Consider the following 24800-nt stretch of genomic DNA (forward strand, 5'->3'; position numbering starts at 1 on the left):
CGCGCCACGCGGGCCTCGTGCGGTCAGTGTCGAGCGCGCGCGGGCGCGACGGGAACGTGCGTCCTACGATGGGACGAAAGGCCCTTCGAACCCGCGGCCGGCTCGGTCGGCGCGGAAACCGCGCCGTTGCCCCACCGGCTGCAGGGTGGCTGCCGCGCCCAGGGTTCGCCGGTCCAGGGAGGCAGGACCATGTCGCGTCGTCCCCTGTCGTGTTTCCTGATCGCACTCGCCGTCGCCCTCGTACCGGCGGCCGCCGTGGCGAGTCCGGATCCGCCGATGCTCCTGGACGACCTGGCCCAGCGGCCGTCCGCCATGCCGTCGACGTTCGAGGCGACGAACACGGTCGCCCTGGAGGGCCTGCGCTGGTCCCATTGGGGGTCCGCGGCGGCGACCGGCCGGGGCACGTTGAGGATCAACACCTGCGAGCCCACGTGCGCGGAAGGCCGCGTCCGCGTACTGCCGGATTCCGATCTCCAGGTGCAGGGCGTACGGATCGACCAGGGACGCCACTTCTACCGGCAGTACCGGATCCTGAACGCGTCCTTCTCCCCGTCGGACCGCGCGATCTACTCCCGCTGGACCGACGCCTACACGCCCGGGGACTTCCGCTGAGGCGCCGGGCCCGGCGGGCGGCGGATCACTCCTCGCCGGAGAACCGCTCCCACGCGGACTGGCGGGTGATCCCGAGGGTCTCCCCGATCCTGTTCCACGTGAGGCCGCGCCGGCGCAGCTCCTGCACCCACGCGCGCAGGTCCGCCTCGGCTTGGTCGATGTGGGCGGCGACGCGCGGAATGTGACCGAGCATCTCCTCGTCCGTCATCGACTCCCAGACGGACACGGGCCGCCCGGCAGGGCTGCCGAGGCTCCCGTCGATGATCGAGGCGGACAGGGCCACGCACTCGTTGCAGATGTACACGCCGGGGCCGGCGACCAGCTTGTCGACCTCTGTGGTCGGTTTGCCGCAGAAGGAGCACCGGGTGAGTTCCGGCAGGGTGTCGGACGGTGTCACGGTGTGCGCCTCCAAGCCGTCGGGATTCCCCGAACCCTAGGCTGTCAGGCGGTACCTGACAAGGTCTCAGAAAAGCACGCGGAGGCTGCCGGCTCCGTGGAACAGCCCGGGGCCGGCACCTTTGCAGGTGCCGGCCCCGGAATGCGATGCCTTCGGCGTCAGGCGGGAACGATGTTCTCGGCCTGCGGGCCCTTCTGACCCTGCGTGACGTCGAAGCTGACCTTCTGGCCTTCCTGCAGCTCACGGAAGCCCTGGGTCGCGATGTTCGAGTAGTGGGCGAAGACGTCAGCGCCGCCGCCGTCCTGCTCGATGAAGCCGAAACCCTTTTCCGCGTTGAACCACTTCACGGTGCCAGTTGCCATGATGAAACATCTCCTTCGGGAGCAGTACACCAAGCCCGCACTGTGCGGACTTCTGTCGCCGCAATGACCCTCCGGAAGGACCGGAAAAACAAAAATGCACCTGAGGGTCACATCCCGTCAGGCGCACATAAAGTTCATGGGTACCAAAACTGCAACGCAACTAACCTAACACAGAATTCAAGCCGGGGCGGGAGGCACGACGAGGAAGGTTCATGCCGGATCCCGTCCCGCCCTGTCGTTCTGAGCGTCGTAATGTGCAAGGCTGGCTGTGCCAGCCCATCCGCCCACCGTGTGGAGACCCAGTGCGCTGCATCATCGCCGGTTACCCCTTCGACCTTACCGCGAGCGAGGTGCAGCGGGCCATGAGCGGCATCGCTCCCGAACCCGCCGCCGGCGAGTGCGTCGTCATCGGCCAGAGCGCCTACCCCGTCAAGCAGGTGGGTGCGGTGATCACCCGCCAGGACCGGCGGGACTTCACCGCGGCGGAGGTCACCCGGGCCATGAGGCGCCTCGGATTCACCTGCCACCCCGCTCCCCCCGCCGAGGTCTGAGCGCACCCGGGGAGTACCACCGGGCGTCACGGTCGGCGAGCCTCGGCTCATCCGCCCCGTGCGCCCCATCGGCTTGCTCGGGCGCTCGCCGCCCGGATGCCGCACGTCCCCGCTCACGGGGACAGTTGCCGCAATCCGTTCTCCAGCAGCGCGAACGCGTGCTCCGCGTCGGCGCTCGCGTACCGCGCGTCGGCCGGCTCTCCGCGGGCCACCCGTTCGGCGTTGTCCTGCGCAAGCGTCCAGTGGACCGCGACGATCTGGACGGCGGCCAGTCGTGCCGTGAGCTCCCGGATGTCCGCCGTCTCCGTCAACGCCTCGGCCAGTGCGCGTTCGGCGCCGGTCTTGAACCGTTCCATCCGGGCCACCAGCGAGGGGGCGTCGAGGATCATCCGGTGGACCCTCCGCACCTGGGGATGGTCGTTGAGCCCGGTGATCGGGTCGCGCTCGCGCAGCCCCTCCAGGAAGTGCTCGCGCACCGCGGCCAGCGGGGCGGTGCGCGGCGGACGGGCCCGCACGACGCGCGCGATCTCGGTCTCGTGGTCGGCGAGGCGGTGCACCACGAGGTCTTCCTTGGTCGGGAAGTAGGCGAAGAGCGTGCGCTTGGACACCTCGGCCGCCTCAGCCACCTGGGCCACCGAGACCTGGCTGAAGCTCCGCCCCGACGGCTATGTCTGCTGGGCCGGCGACGCCTCCGCCGACCGCGGCGCTGCCGTGCTCGCCGCGATCGCCGGCCACCTGTCCGCGATGGACTGAGCCGCAGGCACGGAGGCGGTGAGCCGGGTCCGGGGTGGGGGTCAGGGGTGGGGCAGCAGCCGGTCGGTCATGGCGGCCACCGCGGAGACGACCGCGGCCCGGTGCCGGTCGCGCGCGCCGGGCCGCCTCGTCCCCCCGCCCGCCCGCGTCACCGGGGAGGACCCGCCCCGCGCGCGGCCCCGGCAGGCCCGGGGCAGGCTGAAGGCGCGCGGAGAGCCGTGGTGCGGAACCCGCCACAGCCCTCACGCCATGGGGCCCCCGCCACGGCACGGTGGCGGGGGCCCACAGCCCGCGGGACCTCGCGCACGGTCCGCCCGGCGAGCCTGCGGGAAGCCCGCCGCTCCGCCGCCCGCGATGCCGTCCCAGGCGTCGGAATAGTTGCCTCGACATACGGGTTGCCACGAGAGGTGGCGTGACGAACGACGCCATGTCCTCTTCCCTGCCCGGAGGCCCCTCTCAATGACCCTCACGACGACCGACCAGCCCACGCGGAGAACCACCGCGGCCGTCGTCCCCGTTCTGGCCTTCGCAGGCATCGTTGTCGCGGTCATGCAGACGCTGCTGGTCCCCGTCATCAAAGACCTGCCGCAACTGCTGGACACCGCTCCCACCAACGCCACGTGGGTTCTGACCTCGACGCTGCTCTCCGGTGCCGTGGCCACCCCGATCATGGGCCGTCTCGGCGACCTCTACGGCAAGCGCCGTCTGCTGATCATCAGCCTCGCGATCATGGTGGTCGGCGCCCTGATCAGCGCCGTCACCAGCGACCTGCTCACGATGATCGTGGGCCGCACGCTCCAGGGCTTCGCCATGGGCGCGATCCCGCTCGGCATCGGGCTGATGCGCGACATGCTGCCGCGCGAGCGACTCGGCTCGGCGATGGCCCTGATGAGTTCCTCGATCGGTGTCGGCGGCGGCCTCGCGCTGCCCGGCGCGGCCCTGATCGCGCAGCACACCGACTGGCACGCCCTCTTCTACGCCGCCGCCGCTCTGGGCGTCATCGCGATCGCGCTCACCCTGATCGTCGTCCCCGAGTCGCCGATGCGGGCGAAGGGCTCCTTCGACCTGCCCGGGGCCATCGGCCTGGCCACCGGCCTGGTGCTGCTCCTGCTGCCGATCACCAAGGGCAGCGACTGGGGCTGGTCCTCCGGCACCACGCTCGGCCTGTTCGGCGCGGCCGTCGTCATCCTGCTGCTGTGGGGCCTGATGGAGCTGCGGGTGAAGGCACCGCTGGTCGACCTGCGCACCACCGCACGCCGCGAAGTGCTCCTCACCAACCTGGCCTCGATCATGGTCGGCGTCAGCTTCTACGTGGTCTCGCTGGTCCTCCCCCAGCTGCTTCAGCTGCCGGCCGCCACCGGCTACGGCCTCGGGCAGTCGATGGTCGTCGCGGGCCTGTGCGTGGCCCCCCTGGGCCTGACGATGATGCTGACGGCTCCGGTCTACGCCCGGCTCTCCGCCCGCTTCGGGCCGAAGGTCACCCTGATCCTCGGCATGCTGATCATCGCGATCGGCTACGGCGGCGGCCTCGGGCTGATGAGCGCGGCATGGCAGACCGTGATCACCGCGGTGGTGCTGGGTGCCGGCATCGGCCTGGCGTACTCCTCTCTGCCCGCGCTGATCGTCAGCGCCGTCCCGGCCTCCGAGACGGGCGCGGCCAACGGTCTCAACACCCTGATGCGGTCCATCGGCACCTCGGTGTCGAGTGCCGTGATCGGCATGGTGCTCGCCAACACCGCGGACCACGCGAACGGCCTCGCCATCCCGACCATGCACGGCTTCCGCGTGTCGTTCGTCATCGCCACCGGCGCGGTCGCCGTCGGCGTGCTCCTCGCCCTGGGCCTGCCGGGACGGCGTGCGGCCTCACTCCAGCTGCGTGCCGGCAGCGAGGAAAAGGCCGGCCTGGCGAACGCCGAGGTGGTCCTGCGAGGCTTCCACGGCCGGGTGCTGGCCGCCGGCGGCGCGCCTGTCGCCCGCGCCAAGGTCACGCTGATCGACCGCCGCGGCCGTCAGGCGGGCGCGACGATATCGGGCGACGACGGCACGTACACCCTCACCGTCCCGGCCGAGGGCCACTACGTCCTGGCCGCGCGCGCCGCCGGGCACGGCCCGCTGGCCTCCTCGGCGAACCACCCGGGCCACGAACGGCTCGTCGACCTGGACCTGTCGCTCCCCGGCGAGACGGTCACCGCCTGATCCGGATCCGGACGTGAAGCGACGGCGGCTGGTGTGCCATGGGCGCCCGGCCGCCTTTCGCGTCACCGGGAGTGCGGCGCCGCCCGGGCCCGGCGGGTCAGGCAGCGCCGCATGCGGTGCTCGCCGGCTTCGGGGAGCACGGCGGTGACATGCACGGCGGACAGGGGCCGGCGGCAAGGGCGTGAGCGGTGGTCTTGCGTCGGCCCGCGGGGATGGGGAGAAGTCCCGACCTCGCCGTAGCCGTTCGCCGGGCTACCCGATCTCCACGACGCGTGCCCAGTCCGGCGGCGTGTCCGGCACATAGGAGGGGTCGTCCTCGTCGGCGCCGGACGACGCGTACGAGGGCTGCCGGGGGAACAGGCCGACCACCGTGCGGCACGGCGGACGCCTCTCCGGCCACGGGGTCTGACCATCCGTCAGAACGACGAGGACGTCCGGACGGGGCCACGCGCGCAGCGCCATGGCGAAGCCGGTCCGCAGATCCGTGCCCCCACCGCCCAGCAGCGGAATGCCCTCGGCGCGGCACAGGGGGAAGGCGATGTCGGCCGACGCGTCGCACGGCACGACGGTGACCATGTCGCGGCGGCCGCCGACGGCCCGGGAGATGGCCGCGACTTCGAGGAGGGCGCTGCCGAGTTCGGTGTCGCTGACGGAGGCGGAGGTGTCGATGACGACGGACACCCGCGGGGGCCTGCGCCGAAGGCTCGGCAGTACGACACCGGGCACACCGGCGGAGCGACGGGACGGGCGGCCGTAGGTGTAGTCCTCCCCCGCGCCGGGGCCGGAGGCCGCCGAGCGGACGGCGGCTCCCAGCAACTCCCTCCACGGCTGCGGCGGATGGAAGGCCTGCTCCGCCCACCGCTGCCATGCCCTGGGGGCACTCCCGGGCCGGCCGGTGATGCCCTGCGCGACGCGGAACCGTACGGCGTCCCTCTCCTGTTCGCTGAGACCGTGCGCTCCCTCCGGTCCCAGGTCCCAGGCGCGGTCGAGGCCGTCCGCGCCACTGCCGCAGTCCAGCCACACCATGCTCTGGGTCCGCGGTCCGAGCCGGAACCCGCGCACGTAGTCCTCCATGAGCCCGTCCTCGGGCAGTCCCAGCATGCCGGGTACGACGGCGCCTTCGGGCCGCACCAGGCCGTCGCCGTAGACGTCGTCGTTGATCTCGCAGTCGGCGGCGATGTTCATCCGCAGCCGGTCGCCCGGGCCGGTCAGGCCGTGTTCCTTCGCGACGCGGTCGCTTCGTCCGTGGTGGTCGCGCAGCAGATGGGAGACCTCGTGCACCCAGACACCGGCCAGTTCCTCCACAGGGGTCCGGGCGACGAACCCGGGCGAGACGTAGCACCGCCAGTGCCGGTCGACGGCCATCGTGAGGACCCGTGGCGACTCCACGGCGTGCAGGGCGAACAGCGCCGTCGCCAGGTAGGGCCGGGCGCGGGCAGCCTGCAGGCGGGCCGCGAAGAGCTTGTCGCGGTCCAGGGCACAGGTGGCGGGCGCATGTGCCGGCGCGCCGTGCACGGTCATCGGCCGGCCTTCACGGCGGCCGCGGCGCGGGCCGCTGCCTGGCCCGCCCGACGGGACAAGGACACCGTCCCGGCGAGCCGTTCGATGGAGGCCGGCACGTCCCAGTCCTGGCGGCGCAGCGTGGCGAGGGTGGTCGCGGGGACGACCACCAGGTCCGGGGCCCCGGTCTCCACCGCCCGCACCAGCAGTGCCCACGCCGCGTCCCAGCGGTCCTTGTCCGGCCGCCCGCGGACGGCTCGCACCACGCCGTCGAGCACGGCCTGCCGCAGGTCCCCGCGTTCGGGCAGAACGGCGTTCGCGGGGTCGGCGAGCAGGTCCTCGGGGTCGGGGAGGTCCATCCGGTCCATGCTCGCGAGCAGTTCGAGCCCCGGCCCGTCCCCCACCGTTCCCCTGACCAGCAAGGACAGTACGTCCCGTGAGGAACCGGCCGCCGTCGCGAAGGCGATGAGACGCAGGGCCATCTCCCAGCTGCGGGGTGAGGGCCAGGCGCCGCCGCGGCGCGTCTCGCTGGTGGGCAGCTGGTGCACAAGACCCGGGCGGGCGGCCAGCAGCCCGCACACCGCGCGACGGGCGAGGCCGACGGCCTCCGGCAGCCGTCGCGGGTCGAGCGACGGCAACGTGGCCCGGGGCCAGGTCCCGCCGAGCCCGCGGACCACGACCTCGTGGTCGTGGATCCACTGGAGGTGGACGAACCGGTTGGCCAGGGGTGGGCTCAGCTCCCAGCCGTCCGCCGCGGAGGACCGCGGGTTGGCGGCGGCCACGATCCGTATCCCGGGCGGCAGTTGAAGTGCGCCGATACGCCGCTCCAGCACGAGGCGGAGCAGGGCCGCCTGGACGGCAGGGGGCGCGGTGGACAACTCGTCCAGGAACAGCAGGCCCCGGCCCTCCCGCACGAGTCGCACCGCCCAGTCGGGCGGTGCCATCGGGACGCCCTGCACGGCGGGATCGTCCCCGATGACGGGCAGGCCGGAGAAGTCGGAGGGCTCGTGCACGCTGGCGATCACCGTGGTCAGCGGAAGGTCCAGCGCAGCGGCGAGCTGCGTCAGGGCCGCACTCTTGCCGATGCCCGGCTCCCCCCAGAGCAGCACGGGCAGGTCGGCGGCCACCGCCAGGGTCAGGGCCTCCAGTTGCGAGTCGGGCCGCAGCTCCGTGGTCGTGTCGCGCAACAGGTCCAGCAGCGCGCCGGCGACGTCGAGTGGGGAGGTGTCGTCCGGGTCGGAGGGCATGTCGGTCGCGGGCGGCAGGGCTGTTGTGGACATGAGTGATCACCTGTCGGTTCGTGAAGGGAGAAGGACGGAAAGAACGCTGGTCCCGGATCCGGGGTCAGTGGAAGGTCGCGAGCCGGGGGTGCGACCGGCCGTCGCGGGAACGGCCGCCCTCCGGTGCACGGCGGGGTCCTGGGCCGGCGAGGCCTGCCCGGAACAGACCGTGGACGATCCGGCGCTCCGCGGCCGCCTTCAGTGCGTCCCGCAGGGCGCCGTCCCGGAGCACGGCTCCGGGACCGAGCAGGCTCTCGACGACCGCCAGCGCACCGGCGGTGTCGCCGTGGTCCAGGCGCTCGCGGACGCCTGGGAGGCAGTCCGGACGGCGGTGCGCCTCATCGATGGCCTGGAGACAGGGAAGCGGGGTGCCGGTCAGCGCGGCCAGCAGTTCCTCCCTGCGGATTTCGTCAGGACCGTGGTCCAGAGGGACCAGGACCCCGTCGACCTGACCGATCCGGTGCCGGGCTCCGCGGCACTCCACAAGGCGCGGTTGCCCTGCCGGGTCGGGCAGCCGGCGGGAAGCCGGCGGGGCGTGGCCCGGCACGAGGGCGGCCGCGACCAGCGGGTGCAGCCGGTGGGCCGTGATCGCGCCGGCGCGCAGCAACTCCAGGTCGGGCAGCACCCAGGTCGCCGCGTCGGGCAGCACCGGCAGCCGGGAGGCCCGGTCGTCGGGGCGCGGCCGCGAGATGCGCAGGGTGGGCGAACCGGTTCCGTCACCGGTCGCGGCCAGGTCCACGAGCAGCCGGTCCCGCGGGCCCAGTCTGACGAGGACGGAGCCGCTGTGGCGGCCTTCGGCCCGGAGCACCGTCTCCGCCTCGGCCGGCCATCGTCCGACGGCGCACCAAGGGCCGGGAGGGGGGTCGTCGTCGGGTGGCCGGCCGGCGCCCGAGCGGGTCCGCAACTCGTCCGCCCTGCGAGCGTCCCACAGGTGCCGGTGCAGGTCGAGGCGGAACCGGCGATGCGGACGGGGACGGGGGTGGACGCCCGCCGCTGCCCGGTTCGCGTCCCAGAGCGCGAGACTGATGCGCTGACCCCCGTCCGCCCACGCCGGAGGCGTCCGCACCACGAGGTGCACGGAACGCCCGCCGTCCTGGTACCGCGCCAGGGCGATGGTCAGCCCTGGCCGCAACAGTCCGTCGGGGGCGATCCTCGGCATGTGCCAGCGCAACAGATCGGGAGCCAGATGGCGCAGATCGGCCCGGACACGAGCCGCGAGCGGCCCGCCATGCGTGCGGGCCAGCGCACGCAGATCGAGATCGGCATCGACGCCCGCGGCGGCGCACGCGCCTGCCCAGTCGCCCGTACGGCGACGGGCGGTCGCGGCCTCGATCATGGACGGCGGCACGGCGTGCTCACGCACGCGCAGCCACAACGAGAGGCGGGAATCCCCGGACGCGTTCTGAGTGAGCATCAGCACTCACCTTGCGCGGACGGGACCCCCGATCTGTTCGGAGAGAAGGTCGTCATCGCGAGCAGCGTAGCGTTGCCCGCCCGGCCCCGCCAGGTGTTTTCGACGCAAGGACGGCCCATCGGTTCGGGCCACGCGGAACGCGTTGACGGCGGCGGCGTCACGCGGCCGGCCGGTGGGTGGCCGGCGCCGGGGCCAGGGCGTTCGGGGCGGGGCGGAGGCCGGGGGCGAGGAGGAGGGTGACCGTGACGGAGGCGACGGCCAGGACCGTCATCGCGGTGGCCGGGGAGGTGTGCTGGGCGACGGTGCCGGCGAGGACGGCGCCGAGGCCCTGCCAGGCCAGCATGCCGGAGGAGTGCAGACCGAGGGCGTGGCCGCTGAGTTCGTCCGGGGTGAGGGCCATCAGGCGTTCCTGCAGCACCAGGCTCGCCGCGTAGCCGACCGAGGCGAGGGCGACGACGGCGGCCGCGAGGGGCAGCGCGGGATGCAGCGCGAAGAGCAGGTAGGGGGCTGCGAGGAGCAACCGGAGTACGGCGCCCACCCGTTCACGCCACCGTGGCGGGAGGAACCGGCCGGCCAGCGTGTCGCCCACGAGCATGCCGCAGGCGGCGGAGGCCAGCAGAACCCCGGCGTGAGCGGGGGCGTACGGCACGAAGAGCGACTCGCAGCCCACGATGAGGCCGTTGGGCACCCACAGGGCGAGGTACACGGTGCGGCGGGGCCCGGCGGACCAGAGCAGGGCGTTGGTCCGCCAGGTCTCCGCGGGCGACGGGCGGCCGGCCGCGCGCGGCGGTCTGGCGCCGAGCCCGAACCGGGCGGCGGCCGTGGCGGCGAGGTACAGGGCGGCGCCGATGAGCAGGACACCGCGCGGCGACAGGGCGGCGAGCAGGAGGCCGCCGACGGCGAAGCCGCAGATCTGCATGGTGCCGGTCGACATGTTGAGCACGGAGCGGCCCAGCAGGAAACCGCCCTTGGGGAGGATCTGGTGGAGCAGCCCGTAGCGGACCCCGCCCCCCACGGACGCCACCAGGCCCTCGGCGGGCAGGATGACGAAGACGGCCCACAGGGGCAGACCGGGGACGGCCAGGGCTGCGGTGCCGAGGGCGAAGAACAGGGACACCGCGCTCAACGCGGCCCGCGGCGGCAGGCGGTCCGCCGCGGACAGCAGCATCGCCGCCCCGGCCACCTGCGCCAGCGACGGGCCGAACATGGCGAGGGCGGACAGCAGCGGCGAGCGGGTCGCGTCGTAGACCAGGGTGCTCAGGGCCAGTCCGCCCACCGTCTGCGCCGCCACCTGGGCGGTGGCGCTGAGGAACAGCGGGGTGAACTCCGCTGTGCGGAACAGCTCTTGGTAGGTGCGCATGCAACGGAGTCTCGAGGGCGGCGGGCCGGGCGTTTAATGTTTCGCACGGGCGCGAAACGACGGGGAGGCACGGGGTGGGCTGGTGGCTGGTCAACACCGAGACGCTGGTGGGCAGCCGTTTCGTGGTCTCCCCGCTGGCCGAGGCCCTCGCGGCCCTGAAGCTGCTCGACCGGGGCAGCGCCGCGCATCCCGGAGAGCGGGCCTGGCTCGACGCCCATCTGCCCGCGTACCGGGAGCGGCTGGGCGGCGACCCGGTGACCGCTCTGCTCGTGCGCGCCGCGCTGGGCCGCGCCTGGAACGCCGACTTCCTGACGCCCACGCCCACCGGTGAGGGCAGCCCCGGGTTCGAGGAGGAGCTGTCCCGGATACGGGAGACCCCGCCGGACCTCGCCCTCGCGCATCTGGCGGTGTCGGCCGGGGGCCCGCTCCCCCCACTGCTGCGCCGGCCGGATCTGCCGGGGCGCGCCGCGGACGTCGTCGCATGGGTGTGGACGCACACCGTCCTGCCGGACTGGCCGCGGCGGCGGCGTGTGATCGAGGCCGACATCGTGGCGCGCACCGCGCAGTTGAGCCGCGGCGGCTGGGCGGAGGCACTGGACGCCATACGTCCGGGCATGCGCTGGCTCGGCAAGGGCCGGTTGCAGATCAACACCCGGGACAACCCGCCACGCGACGTGTCCGGGGCACGGCTGATGTTCGTGCCCGTGACCCCGGCCACCGGCTGGGTCTCGTGGGACGAGCCGCTGCGGTACGCCGTGGTCTACCCGTGCTCGGGAGCTCTCGCCGAGGCGGGCCGGGCACGGGTCCCCGAGGCGCTGGGCGCGCTGCTCGGTCCCGCACGGGCCGCGGTCCTGGTGCTCCTCGGCACGCCGAAGAGCACCACGCAGCTGGTCGCCCTCACCGGCCAGGGACTGGGGTCGGTGGGGCGCCATCTGAAGGTGCTGCTCGACGCCGGTCTGGTACTGCGGCGGCGCGCCGGCAGGTCCGTCCTGTACTACCGGACGGAGACCGGCGACGCCCTCGTCACGGCTCAGCGGGACGGCTGAACCGCCGTCACGACGACCGGCGCAGCCAGACCGTGGTGTCCGCGGGTACCGTACGGCCGTCGAGCGGGCCGCTGGCCAGCAGGACGTCGTCCCCGGGCGCGAGCGCGACGGGGTCGGGGCCGAAGTTGGTCAGGCAGCGCAGCCCCGGTGCGCGGTCGAAGGCGAGCCATGTGCCGTCGCCCGGGCCTGGACCACCGTGCCAGAAAGGGAGGCGGCCATGACGTCGCGTCACGCCGCCGACGGTGACACGCACCCGGTGAACGCACGGGCCGGAAAGTGGCGGAGTACACAAAAGGGACGGGCGGCCCGCCCCCGGAAAAGGGGGCGGACCGCCCGCCGGACGATCTGTGCGCGTCCGTTGCGGTCACCCGCAAAGGACGCGCCCGAGAGTCACCGGCCCAGGGAGCCGAGTGCCTTGCCGAGGAGTGCCGCGCGGTCGGCCGCGGTGGTGAGGTGCTCCAGGCCGAAGCCCAGCAGCACCGTGTCCTGCGTGGTGACCGCTCCGTACGTCTGGAACAGCGCGCCGGTGCGCCGCCAGTCCCGGACGACGGCCGGGCTGCCCGGGGGCGGCCCGGCGACGGTCCACGGGCCGAAGGAGCTCTCGAAGCCCTCCGTCTCGGTGGCCGCGCCACGGATGACGACCGAGGCCTCGTCGGCCTGGAGGCCCTGGCCGCCGGAGCTCGGGTCGCTGACGTAGCTGAGCGAGACCTCGACCTTCTTGCCCGCGTAGGCGGCAAGGTCGAAGTTCACCTGCTGCCAGCCCTGGGAAGAGCCGGTGAAGCTGTTCCAGGCGCCCGTGGTGCCGCTCGCGGCGCAGCCGTCGTTCGCCGGGGTCAGGTAGTGCTTCAGCCACGGGTGCTCGGCGATGTAGAACCCGGCCTCGCACTCCGCGGGCACGTCGGTGCCGGTGCCACCGTTGGTGTCGGGGAGCGTGGTCCAGTCGTCCGCGCCGACGGTGTGGATCTCCATCAGCGCGTTGTCGTAGCCCGGCTCCGTGTCCCACAGCAGGCGGGTACGGAGCGCGGGCGCGTCGGCCGCGGTCACCCCGGTCAGGTCGATGGTGCGGGTGAGCCGGTTGTACGCGTCGTCGGCGTGGACGGCGGCCGCCATGAAGGCGCCCGCGTACGGCGCGTTCGGCGGGGCGGTCCCGTCGAACCGGCCGGCGCCCGCGCTCGCGAACTGCGGGTAGTCCTCGGCCGACAGGTTGTCCGAGGTGACGCGGTACGTGGCCGCCCGGTCCAGCGGATTGCCGGGCGCGGCACCGAGGGCACCGGCGAAGCCGCCCAGAGCGCCGGAGCCGGTGAAGGCGGTGGCGCCCGAGGTCGACGTGCGCGAGTAGGCGCCCAGGTAGTACTGGCTGAAGTCGTCCGAGGGGTTGCCGCCTCCGAGGTCGACGGTGCCGCCGGCGCGCTCGCCCGCCTCGATCAGCTTGCCGCGCTCGTTGAGGAACGCGCGCAGTTGCAGCTGGGTGGCGTTGCCGGGAATGGCGCCGCCGGTGTAGTGCACGACCGTGCGGAAGTGCCCGAGGACACCGAGCGCGTCCGGTGCGCCCTGCGTGGCGACGTCCCAGACCGCCGCCTTGTGGCCGTTGGCCTTCAGCGCGTCGACATAGGCCTGCGTCTGCGTGGCCGGGGCGCCCTCCTCGGCGACGACGAGGGTGTCCGCCTTGGGCCGGTCGGCCACGGTGTAGGTGAAGGGCGTGCTGGAGACGTGCTCGCCGCTCGTGGTCTCGCCGGTGAACCACACCTCGACGGTGTCGCCCACCTCGCCGTCCCTGACCCTGGCGCGGTACTCGTCGAAGTAGAGGTTGTCGTCACCGCCGTAGGTCTCGCCGCCGTTCCACGAGTGCAGCGCCTCGCCCTGCGTACGGCCGCCGTTGACGCGGTAGTGGAGCTCCTTGTCGCGCAGCGCCTTGCGTGCGACGACCGAGACCTCCTGGTCGGAGCCGCGGGAGTACGAGGTGCCGAAGGTCGCCGGGGTGAAGTCGGCGGCATCCAGGCCCACCGAGGAGGACGGGGTGTCCGGGTGGGCGGCGGTCTCCGCGACGGAGAGCGCGAAGGGGATGTTCTTCTCGAACTCCCTCTGGATCAGCGTCTCGTCGTCCGGGAAATTGAAGACGGACTGGCAGTCGGCCGCCTTCCACTGGTCGTCCGGAACGCTGTTGGAAGCGGTCTGGCAGGTCGACATCTCGGGCGTGAACATCGCCATGTCATTGACATTGGCCGCGTGGCCGTCGGCCTCGCCGTTGGTCGTGTACAGCTCCGAGGAGACCTGCGGGTGGTAGCCCGGGATCGCGGAGCTGTCCGGGGTGCCGGCCAGCGACTTGTACAGGACGTCGTCGGGGGTGTCCGTCGCCACCTGCCAGCCGACGCCGTACAGCAGCAACTCGGCCGCGGAGTGGTAGTTGATGCCGTACGTGAAGTCGATGTGCTTCTCGAAGGAGTCCAGCGCCTTCGTCTCGGGCTCGGAGCCCGGACCGGCGCCGCGGTAGGTCTCGCTGGCCGGGCTGGGCGACGAACCCTCGTCGTCGTAGCCCCACTTGAAGGCGAAGTTGCGGTTGAGGTCGACGCCGTCGCCGGCGGATATGACGCCGTCGGCGTTCACGTCCCGCAGGTTCTTGCGCCACAGGCGGTTGGCGGGGTCCTGGAACGTGTAGTCGTACCCGTCCGGGTTGGCCGAGATGACGAACCACAGCTCGGTCGAGTCGACGATCTTCTTGATGCGCGGGACGGTGGAGTAGTTGTCCAGGTAGTAGTGCATCAGCCGCCGGGTCATCTCCGGCGTGATCCACTCCCGCGCGTGCTGGTTGGACATGTACAGCACGGAGGGCTTGGAACCGTCCTTGGACTTCTTCGCGTCCTTGGTGAGCTTCAGCGCGAGGATGTCCTGACCGTTCACGGTCTTGCCGATGGAGACGACCTTGGTCAGCCCGGGGTTCGCCTGACCCGCGGCCAGGACCTCGTCCTTGATGCCCCCCGCGCCGCTGTACGGCCGGAACACGCCATCGGCGGCACTCTGGACGCGCGCCTCGGACTTGGCGGCGAGGCTGTGCTCGGTGAGCCGCACGCCCTTGCTCTCCAGCTGCCCGGCCTGCTTGTCTGTGAGGTAGACCTCGACCGAGGCCGCGCCGTTACCGGTTGCCTGCTCGCTCAGTTCGTGGCCGTCCTGCCCCGCTTCGAGCAGCAACGGGATCTGGCTCTTGGTGACCTCCGCACGGAACACCTTGACCTCGTCCGCGTCGCCGCGGGCCGGAATCGTACTCCGGGCCTGGGCGACGGGCGCGATGGCCGCACTGCAGAGGATGAGAGCGCCGGCGACGACGGTCGTTAAGACTCTGGGTCTCACGACTCTCCTTCACATGGTCTGCGACAAGGACGCCAATACCATAAGAAGTTCACGCACCCGTCAAGGGCTTCTCAAGCCGCACTTCCGCCACCCGCACCCCTGGGGCAGCGGAGCGACCACCTCCGCAAGCACGACGGGCGGGGCCCCCTCCCTGCGGAGGGCGGCCCCGCCCGTACGGCACACGGCCTGCGAGCAGCAGGCACATCAGCCGCGGACGATGTTCTCCGCCTGAGGGCCCTTCTGACCCTGCGTCACCTCGAAGGTGACCTGCTCGCCTTCCTGGAGCTCGCGGTAGCCGTTACCGACGATGTTGGAGTAGTGGGCGAACACGTCCGGCCCCCCGTCCTGTGCGATGAAGCCGAAGCCCTTTTCGGCGTTGAACCACTTCACGACTCCAGATGCCACCGTGTGTCCATCCCTCACGTGCCGATGTGGCGGCGCACCCGGGTGCGCCGACGGGCCCCCGCGGCTGCGGGCCCCCGAGCCTGCTTACCCGAGGATGCGGATGTCTATCCCCGACGGAACCGCCCAATCGAACGGACCGCTTCCCAGCGGCCAGTTCGGGGTGCCCCGGCTCCGGCACCATGCCGCCGTGAGCGTCATCGTCAGGTTCTTCGCGGCCCCGGATCACCAGGCGGCCGTCACGGTCGTGGAGCGCGGCCCCGAGGACGTCTTCGAGTGGCTACCTTTCGGCACCTTCGACCCTGACGAGGCACTCATCGAGTGGGCGGGCATCCTCACCGGCGACCGCGGTTTCAAGGAAATCGTCTCCGCAGGTGAACCCGCGGCATTCAGCCGATTTGATGCCGTAGCCGCTGGCATCCGGCATGCGCGGACCACCGGGGCCCGCGTTCAGTGCCCGGGGCGCAGCAGTCCCGACTCGTGGGCGAGGACCACCAGTTGGGCCCGGTCCCGCAGCCCGCGCTTGCCGAGGAGATTGCCCACATGGGTCTTGATGGTGCTCTCGGCCAGGCAGAGCACCGCGCCGATCTCGGTGTTGGACATGCCCCGGCCCACCAGGCGCAGCACGTCCAGTTCGCGCTGAGTCAGGTCGTCGAGGGCCGGCTGGGCCGCCGCGCCCGGTGGCGGGCCGCTCAGGAAATCCTCCAGCAACCGCCGGGTGAGGATCGGTGCCAGCAGCGCGTCGTCCGCCGCCACCGTGCGGACCCCCGCGGTGAGTTGGTGCCGGGGTGCGCTCTTGAGCAGGAAGCCCGAGGCCCCCGCCCGCATCGCGTGGTCGACGTACTGGTCGAGATCGAAGGTGGTGAGCACCAGGACCCGGCTGCGCGGCGCGGTGCGCGCGAGTCTGCGGGTGGCCTCGATACCGTCCAGCAAGGGCATGCGGATGTCCATCAGCACGACGTCCGGATCAGTGCGCCGCACCTCCCCCAGCGCCTCCACGCCGTCCGCGGCCTCCGCGACCACCTCGATGTCCGGCTCGCCGGAGAGGATGGCGGCGAGCCCGTGCCCGATCAGCATCTCGTCGTCGGCGACGACCGGCCCGCCGTGGCGTTCGCCCCGAAGGGGGAGGCGAACCCCGCGGCCGGCCGCGAGGTCGGAGGAGGACCCCATGTCATCGGCCGCCGCCCCGTGGCGTCCGCGGTCAGGCCGGAGGCCGGTCCTTGAGGAGATGACGCACGTAGCGCAGCCCGGCACCAGGCGGACTCCGGATTCGCCATCGTGGCGCGATCGGCCCCGCGCATCCGGTCCAGCAGCCTCTCCTCCCCGTCCAGCGGGTCGACGCCCTCGTCGGTGGCCGCCTCCAGTGCCGCCGAGGGTCAGCCAGGACGGCATGCCGAAGGGTGAGTTCGGGTAGTTCGCGGCGACGGCCCGCCAGGGGGCACCGCCGACGACGAGGTCCCCGGCGACGAACGGCTGGGCCGCCTCGCACCAGCCCAGCCGGTCCGGAAGGCCGACGACCCGCATTCGGCCCGGGGGCCGGTGCACGACGGCGGCGAACGCCGTCCCGTCCGGCGTCGCCCGTTCGCCTGTGCCGAACACCGGCTCCCCAACACGGGCGACAGGGGGGCGCATCGGGCTCATGGGGAGGATTCATGCCTTTTCCCTCAGGAATTCGGTGCGGCGCGGCGCCGCGAACTTCCACGGCCGACCGGCAGACGACCCCTCTCCAGATCACGCCGGCGCTACACCAACGACCGGCACCGAAGCAGGACACGTCACAGGAAGTTCACAGCAAAGATCCCCGATGATCACCCACCTCGGGGCGCGGCGACACCCACGGCCCATCGACTGAACGCTGCCCCCCGGCCATCAGCATGGAAAGAAGTCAGCCAGTGCCCCTTCCCTTTGACTCCGTCGTCCCTCGGCCCCGTGCCGCGGCCCGGCGCGGTGCCGTCGTCCTGGCCTTGGCCACGGCGCTCAGCATCGGCGCCGGCATGATGACGACCGCCCAGGCGCTCACCCCCGAGCACCTGATGTCGGCGTCCGCCGACGCACCGAAGCCCGCCGGTTCCGTCCAGGAGCTCATCCCGAGCACCCCCGGCCAGTCCATCGTCACGCGCGAGAACCGCACGCCGATCGCGCCCGGGCTGAACCTCACCCGCTTCGACCGCTTCGAGGCGGACGGATGGGTGCGCGGGCAGGTGCTCGTCGCGGACCTCGCCGACGACCGGGTCAAGGTGGACTACATCTCCTCCGGCACGGTCACCGGCAAGTCCCCGGTGACGGAGCAGGCCAAGCGCACCGGAGCGGTCGCCGCGATCAACGGCGACTACTTCGACATGAACGACACCGAAGCCCCGGTCGGCGGCGCCGTGTCGCGTGACGGCGGCCTGATCAACTCGCCCACCGAGGGCCGCAGCCAGAGCGTCGCCATCGGCGCGGACGGCCTCGGCCGGCTCGCCCAGGTGTTCCTGGAGGGCGAGGTCACGGTCGGCGGCACGCAGCACCTGAAACTGTCCAGCGTCAACTCCCCGGTCCTGGCGGCCGGCGGCATCGGCCTGTTCACCGACCAGTGGGGCCCGTCCCCGCGCACCAAGCCCGTGAACGGCGCGGGCCGCGTCGCCGAGGTCTGGCTGCGCGACGGCAAGGTCACCGAGGTGCACACCTCCGTCAGCAGCGGCCCGATACCGGCCGGCACCAGCGTGCTGCTCGGCCGTGAGGCGGGCGCCGACGCGCTGGCCGGCCTCGTGCCCGGTGACTCCGTGAACGTCGCCTACCGCCCGCGCGCCGACTTCGGCGATGTGGCGGTCGCCGTCGGCGGCGGCCAGGTCCTGGTCGCGGACGGCGTCGTGAAGCACTACACCGACGGCGACACCGTCACCGCCACCTCGCGCACCAGCGTGGGCTTCTCCGCCGACGGCCACACCATGTACCTGGTCGCGATCGACGGCAAGCAGACCAACAGCCGCGGCATGGACCTCAACGAGCTCGGCGCCTTCATGAAGGGCCTCGGCGCCGTCAACGCCCTCAACATGGATGGCGGCGGCTCGACCACCATGGCCGCCCGGCTGCCCGGCGAGAGCGTGACGGGCCTGATCAACAGCCCCTCGGACGGTTCGGAGCGCCAGGTCGCCAACGGCCTCGGCCTGTTCGCCGCCCCCGGTTCCGGCGAGGCCCGCGGCTTCCGCGTCCTTCCCGCCCTGACGGTGGACGGTTCCGACAGGGTCTTCCCCGACCTGCACCGCACCGTCAAGGCCCTGGCGCACGACGAGACGTACGCGCCCGCGCCCACGCCGCGCGTGCACTGGCGGGACGACTCCCTGGCGGCGGTCAAGGGCGGCGACGGCAACACCGCCGTGGTCACCGGCAAGCACTCGGGCACCAGCGAGATCGAGGCGAGCGCCAGCCACGGGGTCAGCGGCACGGCGAACCTGACCGTGCTCGCGCCCGCAGTGCGGATCGCCCCGAGCAGCAGCCTGGTGGCGCTGGACGGTCCGGACGACGCCGCCCGGCTCACGATCACCGGCTACGACGCCCTCGGCGACTCCGCCCCGATCGAGGCCTCCGACATCAAGGTCACCGGCGGCGACGGCGTCGTCTCGCTGATCCCCGCCAGCGACGCGACCTTCACCGTACGCGGCCTCGCCGACGGCGCCTCCGCCACCTTGCACCTGACGGTCGGCAAGATGACCACCGACGTGGCCGTCACCGTCGGCCTGGCCGAGAAGTCCTTCGCTGACCTGTCGGACGCGGCCGCCTGGACCTCGGCGAACGACCGCGCCGCCGGCGGCTCGGTGACCCCGGCCGAAGGCCACGACGGCGCGCCCGGCCTGGCCCTCACGTACGACTTCACCAAGTCCACCGCCACCCGCGGCCAGTACGCCGTGCCGCCGCAGCAGATCCAGCTGCCCGGCCAGCCGCAGGCCGTCACGATGTGGATCAACGGCGACGGCAACGGCGAGTGGCCGCGGCTCCAGTACCGCACGGGCGCGGGCGTGACCGCCAACCTCGACGGCCCCCTGATCACCTGGACCGGCTGGCGCAAGGTCGAGTTCCCGGTGCCCGTCGGCACCCCCTACCCGATCACCTTCCAGCGCGTCCGGCTGCTGGAGACCAGCGCCGCCCGCTCGTACACCGGAAAGGTGACCGTCAGCGACCTGCGGGTCAAGGTCGCCCCCGACGTGGAACTGCCCGTGCAGCCGAAGGTCGCCGACCCCGTGGTAGTGACCAACGGCACCGTCGACGGCCGTTCTCTGCGCGTCGCCGTCATGTCCGACGCCCAGTTCGTCGCCCGTGACCCGAACAGCCCGATGGTGGAGGCGGCCCGCCGGACGCTGGCCGAGATCGCCGACGCCAAGCCCGACATGCTGGTCATCGACGGCGACTTCGTCGACGAGGGCTCGCCGGCCGACTTCACGCTGGCCCGCACGCTCCTCGACGAGTTCGACGCCCGCACCGGCGGCACGATCCCGTGGCACTACGTCCCCGGCAACCACGAGGTCATGGGCCCCGGAACGCCCGTCAACTTCACGGCGGAGTTCGGCGACACCACGTCGGTCTTCGACTCCGAGGGCACCCGTTTCATCACCCTGGACTCCTCCAGCGGCACCCTGCGCGGCGGCGGCTTCGCCCAGCTCCAGCTGCTGCACGACCAGCTCGCGGCCGCGGCGGCCGACAGCTCCGTCAGCGGCGTCGTGGTGTTCGAGCACCACCCCACCGAGGACCCGCTGGCGGACAAGGCCAGTCAGCTCGGCGACCGCAAGGAGGCCGCTCTCGTCGAGCAGTGGCTCGCCGACTTCCGGGCCGAAGGCCACAAGTCCGCCGCGTTCGTCGGCGGCCACGTCGGCGCGTTCTCGGCGTCCGAGATCGACGGCGTCTCCTACCTGGTCAACGGCAACTCCGGCAAGAACCCGGCCAGCACGCCCGACAACGGCGGTTTCACCGGCTGGACGATGCTGGGCATCGACCCGGCCAAGGGGCGGGTCGCCGACACGTTCGCCGTCCCCACCCGTGACTCCGACGCCTGGCTCCGCGCGGAGGTGCACATCCGCACCGACGCGGTGGACCTCAGCGCGCCGGACACGCTGACGGTCGGCGACCGGGCCCAGGCGTCGGCGACGGTCACGCAGGACGGCACGCGTGCCGTCCCCGTGGCCTGGCCCGTCAGCGCCTCCTGGACCGGCTCCCGCGTCGAGATCGCCGGCCGCACCGAGGGCGGCTCCGCGGTCGTCTCCTACGACCCGGCGACCGGCGGCCTCACGGCGCTCCGCGCCGGTACGGCGGTCCTCCGCGTCACCGTCAACGGCGTGACCACCGAGCACACCATCACGGTGGGCCGCCGCTGATCCCCGGCCCGGCGACCGTGCCTCCCGCACGGTCGCCGGGTCACGGCGCGGCTCCGGGTACGGGTCCTCTCCACGGGGCCTGGATGTTGTACACGTCGCCGACCCGCACATCCTCCGGCGTGCTGTACTCGCCGTAGCTCCTGATGACGGTGACGCCCACCCCGGAGCGGGGCTGCCGAAACGTGCGGAAGTATTGGGCGTTCACCGGTTCTTCCGGCACCTCCACCAGGGAGACGCCGTGCTTCTCCAGCAGACGCCGCAGCTTCTCGAACCGCAGCCTCGGAGTGAAACGCCCGTACCGGGCGCGCACCACCTCGTTCACGATGCGGCTTTCCCGGTGCGCGAGCCGGTGCACCTGCAGGGTGAAGTGGTGCCCCTCCCACGGGGCGCCGCGGGACGGACGGTGCCAGAAGAACTCGGCGAGGCCGTAGTCGCGGACCATGCTGTACCTGCCGATGACGTTCTCCGCGAAGTCGGCTCCCAGGACCGCGGTGACACGCTCCGGCGACTCCGCGGGTCCCGCGCCGAGCACCGTGCCCGTGGTGACGACGTTCATGTAGAAGGCCAGGGAGTACGGGGTCACGAGCCCGCCTCGTCCCGGCCCTGCCAGGTCGTCACGCAGGCCTCGTTCCCCTCCGCGTCGGCGAGCACCCAGTAGGACGGGGCGTGGCTCGCGGACACGAGCCGGCCCCCGGCCGCCAGTGCCGCCTCGATCCGCCGGGGCGCCTCGTCGTGCGGAACGCTGATGTCGAGGTGGATGCGATTGCGCTGCGGGCGTGGTCGGTCCATCTGCTGGAACCAGACCGCCGGGCCCTGCCCGTCCGGGTCGACCAGCGCATCCTCGGGTCCGGCGGCGCCCGCCTCGTCGGCGTAGCCCAGCACCGCCTTCCAGAACGGCCGGATCCCCGCGATGTCCAGCGCGTCGATCGCGATCTCCAGGAGCTGTACCGATCGCCCTGCGCCCGTGCCGGCTCCGGGCTCCGTCGACGACCCGGCCGCGCGCAGCGCGGCGGCGATGCGGCGCGCGAGATCGACGTCCCGAGCGGTGACCGTCGCGTGCGCGACCGACTGCAGAGTGAGCAGCACCCGCCCCGGGCGGACGTCGACCCGAAGGTGCCGGTCGGCGTCGTCACCGCACACCGCGACGGCCTCTGCCGCCAGCCCGGCCCCCCGGGCCATCGACCCGACGGGGACCGACGTCTGCAGCGTGCCCAGCACATACCGCCACCCGAGGTCGTTGACCGCGTCCGAGGCGTCCTGCCGGCTCAGTGTCCGCTCCCTACGGGCATCCTCGCAGCCGGATCCGAACCGGAACGTCAGATCGCGCAGGACCGGCGTTCTGCTTCCTCACTCGTCTTCGACATGGGCTCGTCGATCCCGCAGCGGATGGTGTCGGAGAAGGCGATGGCCGACCAGGTGGTCACCGCCCCCCGTATCGTCCGTCTCCCACAGGCGACGGTGAACCGTGCCGTCACCCGCTTCAGCTCCACCGCGTGAAGGAACCGCCCGTGATCGGGGGCGTCGTCGTCGTTGACGAGCTCGGATCCGAAGTGGACGTCGTCGTCCGGAAGCGTGATCGGCACGCCGATCCGCCTCAAGCCCACCCCGGCCTCCTCCTCCAGCGAGTCCAGGGCTCTCCCGGGGTCGGCCCCTGCCTCGATCGCCGCCGGTGACATCCGCGCCGTCAGCGGGCGAACGGCCTTCGTCTCCAGGCGGAGCCGCGCTGTTCCGTGCGCGGGGATGTCGATTTCCCTCGCGTCCGACGCACCCACCAGGACGGGTTCGAGCCTGACACGCTCCCAGTGGTACGTGTCCGAGGCGCACTTGGGTGTCTGCGCCGGAAGCGGGGAAGCCTTCCCGCCCGCCTCTGTCCGGGGCGGCGACGGCTGCTGCTGCCCGGAACAGGCAGTCAGCAGCACGACCGCCAAGGCGGCAGCGGCCGGCACGACAGCTCTCAACGTGTCTCCATGTGCGATGCGATCCCACCCGGGCTGTGCGCCGCACGCTGTCGCAGCAGGTCAAGCGTGCGGAGCCAGGGTGTGGTCACACGCCTCACCCGGTGCGCCGGACCTCGATCAGGAGGGCCTGCTCCGGGTTGAGTTGGGGCATGGGGAGGCCGGCGGAGGCGAGGACCGCGCCGGGGAGGGGGAGCCAGCCGTCGATGGCCGTGGGGAGCCAGGCGGGGCCGCTGGTCTGGTGGAAGGACGGCAGGCCGAGGTCGGTGCGGACGCGCACCTCGTAGCGGTGGCCGGGGTCGAGGCCGGGGAGTCGCGTGCGGCCGGGCTGGCCCTCGGGGGAGGTCGCGACGCGGGCCCAGCAGTAGAGGGCGGCGGTGCCGTCGTGGGCGACGACGCCGTGGAGCAGTGTGGCGTCGTCGGGGAGGTCGGCCCGTACGGTGCGGCCGCTGTGGAGCAGGGGGCGCAGTTCGCGGTAGAGGGCCGTCCACGCCGTGAGCCGGGCGACTTCCTCCGGGGTGGAGCGGGTGATGTCCTGCTCGATGCCGGCGTGGCCGAACAGTGCGGTGGCCATCCGGAAGGCGTCGGAGGTGACGCGGGCGGTGGTGTGGCTGGGGTTCGCGCCCACGTGGGCGCCGACGAGTTCGGGCGGCAGCAGCTGTCCGGTCCACCGCTGGATGGACTGGCGCTCCACGGGGTCGTTGCAGTCCGAGGCCCACACCCGGTCGGTCCTGGCGAGGATACCGAGGTCGACGCGGCCGCCGCCGCTCGCGCAGCTCTCGATCTCCAGCGCGGGGTGGCGCTCCTTGAGCGCGTCCAGCAGCCGGTAGAGCGCCACGACCTGCGCGTGGGTGGCGGGGTGGTCCCCGGGGCCGTGGACGGCCTCGTACAGCTCCCGGTTGTGGTCCCACTTCAGGTAGGCGATGCCGTACGTGGTGATGAGGCTGTCCAGCGAGTCCAGCAGGTACGCGGCGAGGGCGGGCTGCGACAGGTCGAGGGCGTACTGGTGCCGGGCCGTGGGGCCGAGGCCCGCGGCCGGGCCGAGGACCCACTCGGGGTGCTCGCGGGCCAGGTCGGAGTCGAGGTTGACCATCTCCGGTTCGAACCAGAGGCCGAACTCCATGCCGTGCGACCGGACGTGATCGACGAGCGGGGTGAGTCCGCCGGGCCACACCTTCGGGTCGACCGTCCAGTCGCCGAGACCCGCGTGGTCCGAGCGGCGGCCGCGGAACCAGCCGTCGTCGAGCACGAACCGCTCCACGCCGACCTCGGCGGCGCGGTCGACCAGGCGCAGCAGGTGGTCGAGGTCGTGGTCGAAGTACACGGCCTCCCAGCTGTTGAGGATGACCGGGCGCGGGCGGCGGGGGTGGGCCGGGCGGGCCCGCAGCAGGGTGTGGAAGCGGTCGGCGAGGCCGTCGAGGCCCGCGCCGGACCAGGCGTAGTGGCACACGGGGGTGCGGTAGCTCTCGCCGGGGGTGAGCCGGATCTCGCCGGCGCGCAGCAGTTCGCCTCCGCCGAGGACGGCGGTGTGGGTGCCGGCGCCCTCGGGCAGCCGCTCGACGAGGTAGCGCTGGTCGCCGCTCCAGGCGACGTGCAGGCCCCACACCTCGCCCGTGCCGAAGCCGAAGCCGGGCACGCCGACGGCGACGAGGTACGGGGAGTCGAGGCCGGGCTTGCCGCGGCGGACCTCGCGGACGTGGGCGCCGAAGCCGAGCGGGCGCCGCTGCGGGGAGCGTTCGCGGCTCCACTTGCCCGTGAAGTCGAGGATCTCGCCGGCCCGCCGGGGCAGGGGCAGCAGCACGGTGGCCTGGGCGAGGTCGTACGGCGCCGGGTCGGCGGAGCCGTGCCGGGTGAGGTCGGCGTGGACGGCGAGCACTCCCGACGGGTCCAGCCGGTAGGTGACGGTGATGTCGAGCCCGGCGACCCCGTCGGTGAGGGTGACGTCCAGTTCGCCGCCGCCCGCGGGGTCCTCGCGCAGGGACGTGCCGCTGGTGGTCAGGCGCGGGGCCGCGGCGCCGCCGCCGGCGTGGCCGTGGTGGGCGGGGGTGCCAGCCCATCCGTCGGCCTCGGTGGGCCAGATCGTGTACCGGCGCGGGATGTCGACGGCGTTGTTGAGCACCGCGGGCTCCGCCGTCAGGGCGAGCGCGGCGAGGTCCGCCGCGGACAGGTCGCCGAGGTCCCTACCCCAGTGCAGGACTCTGGGCACCGGCTCGGTGAGCTCCAGGACGAACGCGGTGCCGGCCGCGCGCAGGTTCACGATCCGCGCGGTGGTGTCTGCCATG

Annotated in this window: 20 protein-coding genes and 1 pseudogene; 6 read left to right on the forward strand and 15 right to left on the reverse strand. The window is 72.7% G+C overall.

Going from position 1 to position 24800, the window contains the following annotated elements; translation table 11 throughout:
* Positions 1 to 189 precede the first annotated feature (189 nt).
* Positions 190 to 612 carry a hypothetical protein gene (locus tag RV983_RS02845; RefSeq protein ID WP_475984158.1) on the forward strand — a complete coding sequence of 141 codons (423 nt, stop codon included), beginning with the start codon at positions 190 to 192 and terminating at the stop codon, positions 610 to 612.
* 25 nt (positions 613 to 637) lie between these two features.
* Here the strand turns inward: RV983_RS02845 and RV983_RS02850 are convergent, their stop codons facing one another.
* Both RV983_RS02850 and RV983_RS02855 read right to left on the reverse strand, forming a co-directional pair.
* Entirely contained in the window at positions 638 to 1009 is a 372-nt protein-coding gene (locus tag RV983_RS02850) for a ClpX C4-type zinc finger protein (protein WP_475984159.1), read from the reverse strand.
* Between the two features lie 158 nt (positions 1010 to 1167).
* A complete protein-coding gene (locus RV983_RS02855; RefSeq protein WP_037915390.1) occupies positions 1168 to 1371 on the reverse strand; it encodes a cold-shock protein in 204 nt (67 codons plus the stop codon).
* 302 nt (positions 1372 to 1673) lie between these two features.
* On the opposite strand from RV983_RS02855, the gene RV983_RS02860 reads away from it, so the two are divergent.
* Positions 1674 to 1922: an SCO5918 family protein gene (locus RV983_RS02860; RefSeq protein WP_475984160.1), complete on the forward strand. Its 249-nt coding sequence runs from the start codon at positions 1674 to 1676 to the stop codon at positions 1920 to 1922.
* 113 nt (positions 1923 to 2035) lie between these two features.
* On the opposite strand, the pseudogene RV983_RS02865 reads toward RV983_RS02860, so the two are convergent.
* A pseudogene (locus RV983_RS02865) lies at positions 2036 to 2572 on the reverse strand (TetR/AcrR family transcriptional regulator); the annotation flags it as partial.
* On the opposite strand from RV983_RS02865, the gene RV983_RS02870 reads away from it, so the two are divergent.
* Together RV983_RS02870 and RV983_RS02875 are read left to right on the forward strand one after the other, a co-directional pair.
* Positions 2523 to 2675 carry a hypothetical protein gene (locus RV983_RS02870; RefSeq protein ID WP_475984161.1) on the forward strand — a complete coding sequence of 51 codons (153 nt, stop codon included), beginning with the start codon at positions 2523 to 2525 and terminating at the stop codon, positions 2673 to 2675. The pseudogene RV983_RS02865 and the gene RV983_RS02870 overlap by 50 nt on opposite strands.
* Before the next feature lie 459 nt (positions 2676 to 3134).
* Entirely contained in the window at positions 3135 to 4871 is a 1737-nt protein-coding gene (locus tag RV983_RS02875) for an MFS transporter (protein WP_475984162.1), read from the forward strand.
* A 252-nt stretch (positions 4872 to 5123) separates the two neighbouring features.
* On the opposite strand, the gene RV983_RS02880 is transcribed toward RV983_RS02875, so the two are convergent.
* From RV983_RS02880 to RV983_RS02895, 4 genes are all read right to left on the reverse strand, one after another.
* Positions 5124 to 6392: a vWA domain-containing protein gene (locus RV983_RS02880; RefSeq protein ID WP_475984163.1), complete on the reverse strand. Its 1269-nt coding sequence runs from the start codon at positions 6390 to 6392 to the stop codon at positions 5124 to 5126.
* Positions 6389 to 7651 (reverse strand): AAA family ATPase, encoded by a 1263-nt coding sequence (locus tag RV983_RS02885; RefSeq protein ID WP_475984164.1) that lies wholly within the window; start codon positions 7649 to 7651, stop codon positions 6389 to 6391. The genes RV983_RS02880 and RV983_RS02885 overlap by 4 nt, the downstream gene beginning before the upstream one ends.
* Positions 7652 to 7715: 64 nt before the next feature.
* The gene (locus RV983_RS02890) at positions 7716 to 9065 is read right to left on the reverse strand and encodes a hypothetical protein (RefSeq protein ID WP_475984165.1); all 1350 of its coding nucleotides are present in this window, start codon (positions 9063 to 9065) and stop codon (positions 7716 to 7718) included.
* 157 nt (positions 9066 to 9222) lie between these two features.
* On the reverse strand, positions 9223 to 10425 hold the full coding sequence (locus tag RV983_RS02895; RefSeq protein WP_475984166.1) for an MFS transporter: 1203 nt from the start codon (positions 10423 to 10425) through the stop codon (positions 9223 to 9225).
* 74 nt (positions 10426 to 10499) lie between these two features.
* Here RV983_RS02895 and RV983_RS02900 point away from each other — a divergent pair, with 74 nt between their 5' ends.
* The gene (locus tag RV983_RS02900) at positions 10500 to 11471 is read left to right on the forward strand and encodes an ArsR/SmtB family transcription factor (protein ID WP_475984167.1); all 972 of its coding nucleotides are present in this window, start codon (positions 10500 to 10502) and stop codon (positions 11469 to 11471) included.
* A gap of 7 nt (positions 11472 to 11478) precedes the next feature.
* On the opposite strand, the gene RV983_RS02905 is transcribed toward RV983_RS02900, so the two are convergent.
* The 4 genes from RV983_RS02905 to RV983_RS02920 form a co-directional block, all read right to left on the reverse strand.
* Positions 11479 to 11703 (reverse strand): hypothetical protein, encoded by a 225-nt coding sequence (locus RV983_RS02905; RefSeq protein ID WP_475984168.1) that lies wholly within the window; start codon positions 11701 to 11703, stop codon positions 11479 to 11481.
* A gap of 158 nt (positions 11704 to 11861) precedes the next feature.
* On the reverse strand, positions 11862 to 14816 hold the full coding sequence (locus tag RV983_RS02910) for a M14 family metallopeptidase (RefSeq protein ID WP_475984169.1): 2955 nt from the start codon (positions 14814 to 14816) through the stop codon (positions 11862 to 11864).
* A gap of 204 nt (positions 14817 to 15020) precedes the next feature.
* Positions 15021 to 15221: a cold-shock protein gene (locus RV983_RS02915; RefSeq protein ID WP_319659350.1), complete on the reverse strand. Its 201-nt coding sequence runs from the start codon at positions 15219 to 15221 to the stop codon at positions 15021 to 15023.
* A 447-nt stretch (positions 15222 to 15668) separates the two neighbouring features.
* Positions 15669 to 16388 carry a response regulator transcription factor gene (locus RV983_RS02920; protein WP_475984170.1) on the reverse strand — a complete coding sequence of 240 codons (720 nt, stop codon included), beginning with the start codon at positions 16386 to 16388 and terminating at the stop codon, positions 15669 to 15671.
* A gap of 722 nt (positions 16389 to 17110) precedes the next feature.
* Here RV983_RS02920 and RV983_RS02925 point away from each other — a divergent pair.
* Positions 17111 to 20563 (forward strand): phosphodiester glycosidase family protein, encoded by a 3453-nt coding sequence (locus RV983_RS02925; RefSeq protein WP_475984171.1) that lies wholly within the window; start codon positions 17111 to 17113, stop codon positions 20561 to 20563.
* 40 nt (positions 20564 to 20603) lie between these two features.
* Here the strand turns inward: RV983_RS02925 and RV983_RS02930 are convergent, their stop codons facing one another.
* From RV983_RS02930 to RV983_RS02945, 4 genes are all read right to left on the reverse strand, one after another.
* A complete protein-coding gene (locus RV983_RS02930) occupies positions 20604 to 21146 on the reverse strand; it encodes a hypothetical protein (protein ID WP_475984172.1) in 543 nt (180 codons plus the stop codon).
* A complete protein-coding gene (locus tag RV983_RS02935) occupies positions 21143 to 21781 on the reverse strand; it encodes a VOC family protein (protein ID WP_475984173.1) in 639 nt (212 codons plus the stop codon). The genes RV983_RS02930 and RV983_RS02935 overlap by 4 nt, the downstream gene beginning before the upstream one ends.
* Before the next feature lie 98 nt (positions 21782 to 21879).
* A complete protein-coding gene (locus tag RV983_RS02940; RefSeq protein ID WP_475984174.1) occupies positions 21880 to 22521 on the reverse strand; it encodes a hypothetical protein in 642 nt (213 codons plus the stop codon).
* Between the two features lie 94 nt (positions 22522 to 22615).
* Positions 22616 to 24799 (reverse strand): alpha-galactosidase, encoded by a 2184-nt coding sequence (locus tag RV983_RS02945; protein WP_475984175.1) that lies wholly within the window; start codon positions 24797 to 24799, stop codon positions 22616 to 22618.
* Position 24800 lies beyond the last annotated feature (1 nt).

Source organism: Streptomyces sp. RLA123, from assembly GCF_056270165.1.

What these genes read in the sequence shown, in the direction of transcription:
- RV983_RS02845 (WP_475984158.1), top strand. Translation starts at nt 190, where the DNA reads ATGTCGCGTCGTCCCCTGTCGTGTTTCCTGATCGCACTCGCCGTCGCC.
- RV983_RS02855 (WP_037915390.1), bottom strand. Translation starts at nt 1,371, where the DNA reads ATGGCAACTGGCACCGTGAAGTGGTTCAACGCGGAAAAGGGTTTCGGC.
- RV983_RS02875 (WP_475984162.1), top strand. Translation starts at nt 3,135, where the DNA reads ATGACCCTCACGACGACCGACCAGCCCACGCGGAGAACCACCGCGGCC.
- RV983_RS02880 (WP_475984163.1), bottom strand. Translation starts at nt 6,392, where the DNA reads ATGACCGTGCACGGCGCGCCGGCACATGCGCCCGCCACCTGTGCCCTG.
- RV983_RS02885 (WP_475984164.1), bottom strand. Translation starts at nt 7,651, where the DNA reads ATGTCCACAACAGCCCTGCCGCCCGCGACCGACATGCCCTCCGACCCG.
- RV983_RS02890 (WP_475984165.1), bottom strand. Translation starts at nt 9,065, where the DNA reads ATGCTCACTCAGAACGCGTCCGGGGATTCCCGCCTCTCGTTGTGGCTG.
- RV983_RS02895 (WP_475984166.1), bottom strand. Translation starts at nt 10,425, where the DNA reads ATGCGCACCTACCAAGAGCTGTTCCGCACAGCGGAGTTCACCCCGCTG.
- RV983_RS02920 (WP_475984170.1), bottom strand. Translation starts at nt 16,388, where the DNA reads ATGGGGTCCTCCTCCGACCTCGCGGCCGGCCGCGGGGTTCGCCTCCCC.
- RV983_RS02945 (WP_475984175.1), bottom strand. Translation starts at nt 24,799, where the DNA reads ATGGCAGACACCACCGCGCGGATCGTGAACCTGCGCGCGGCCGGCACC.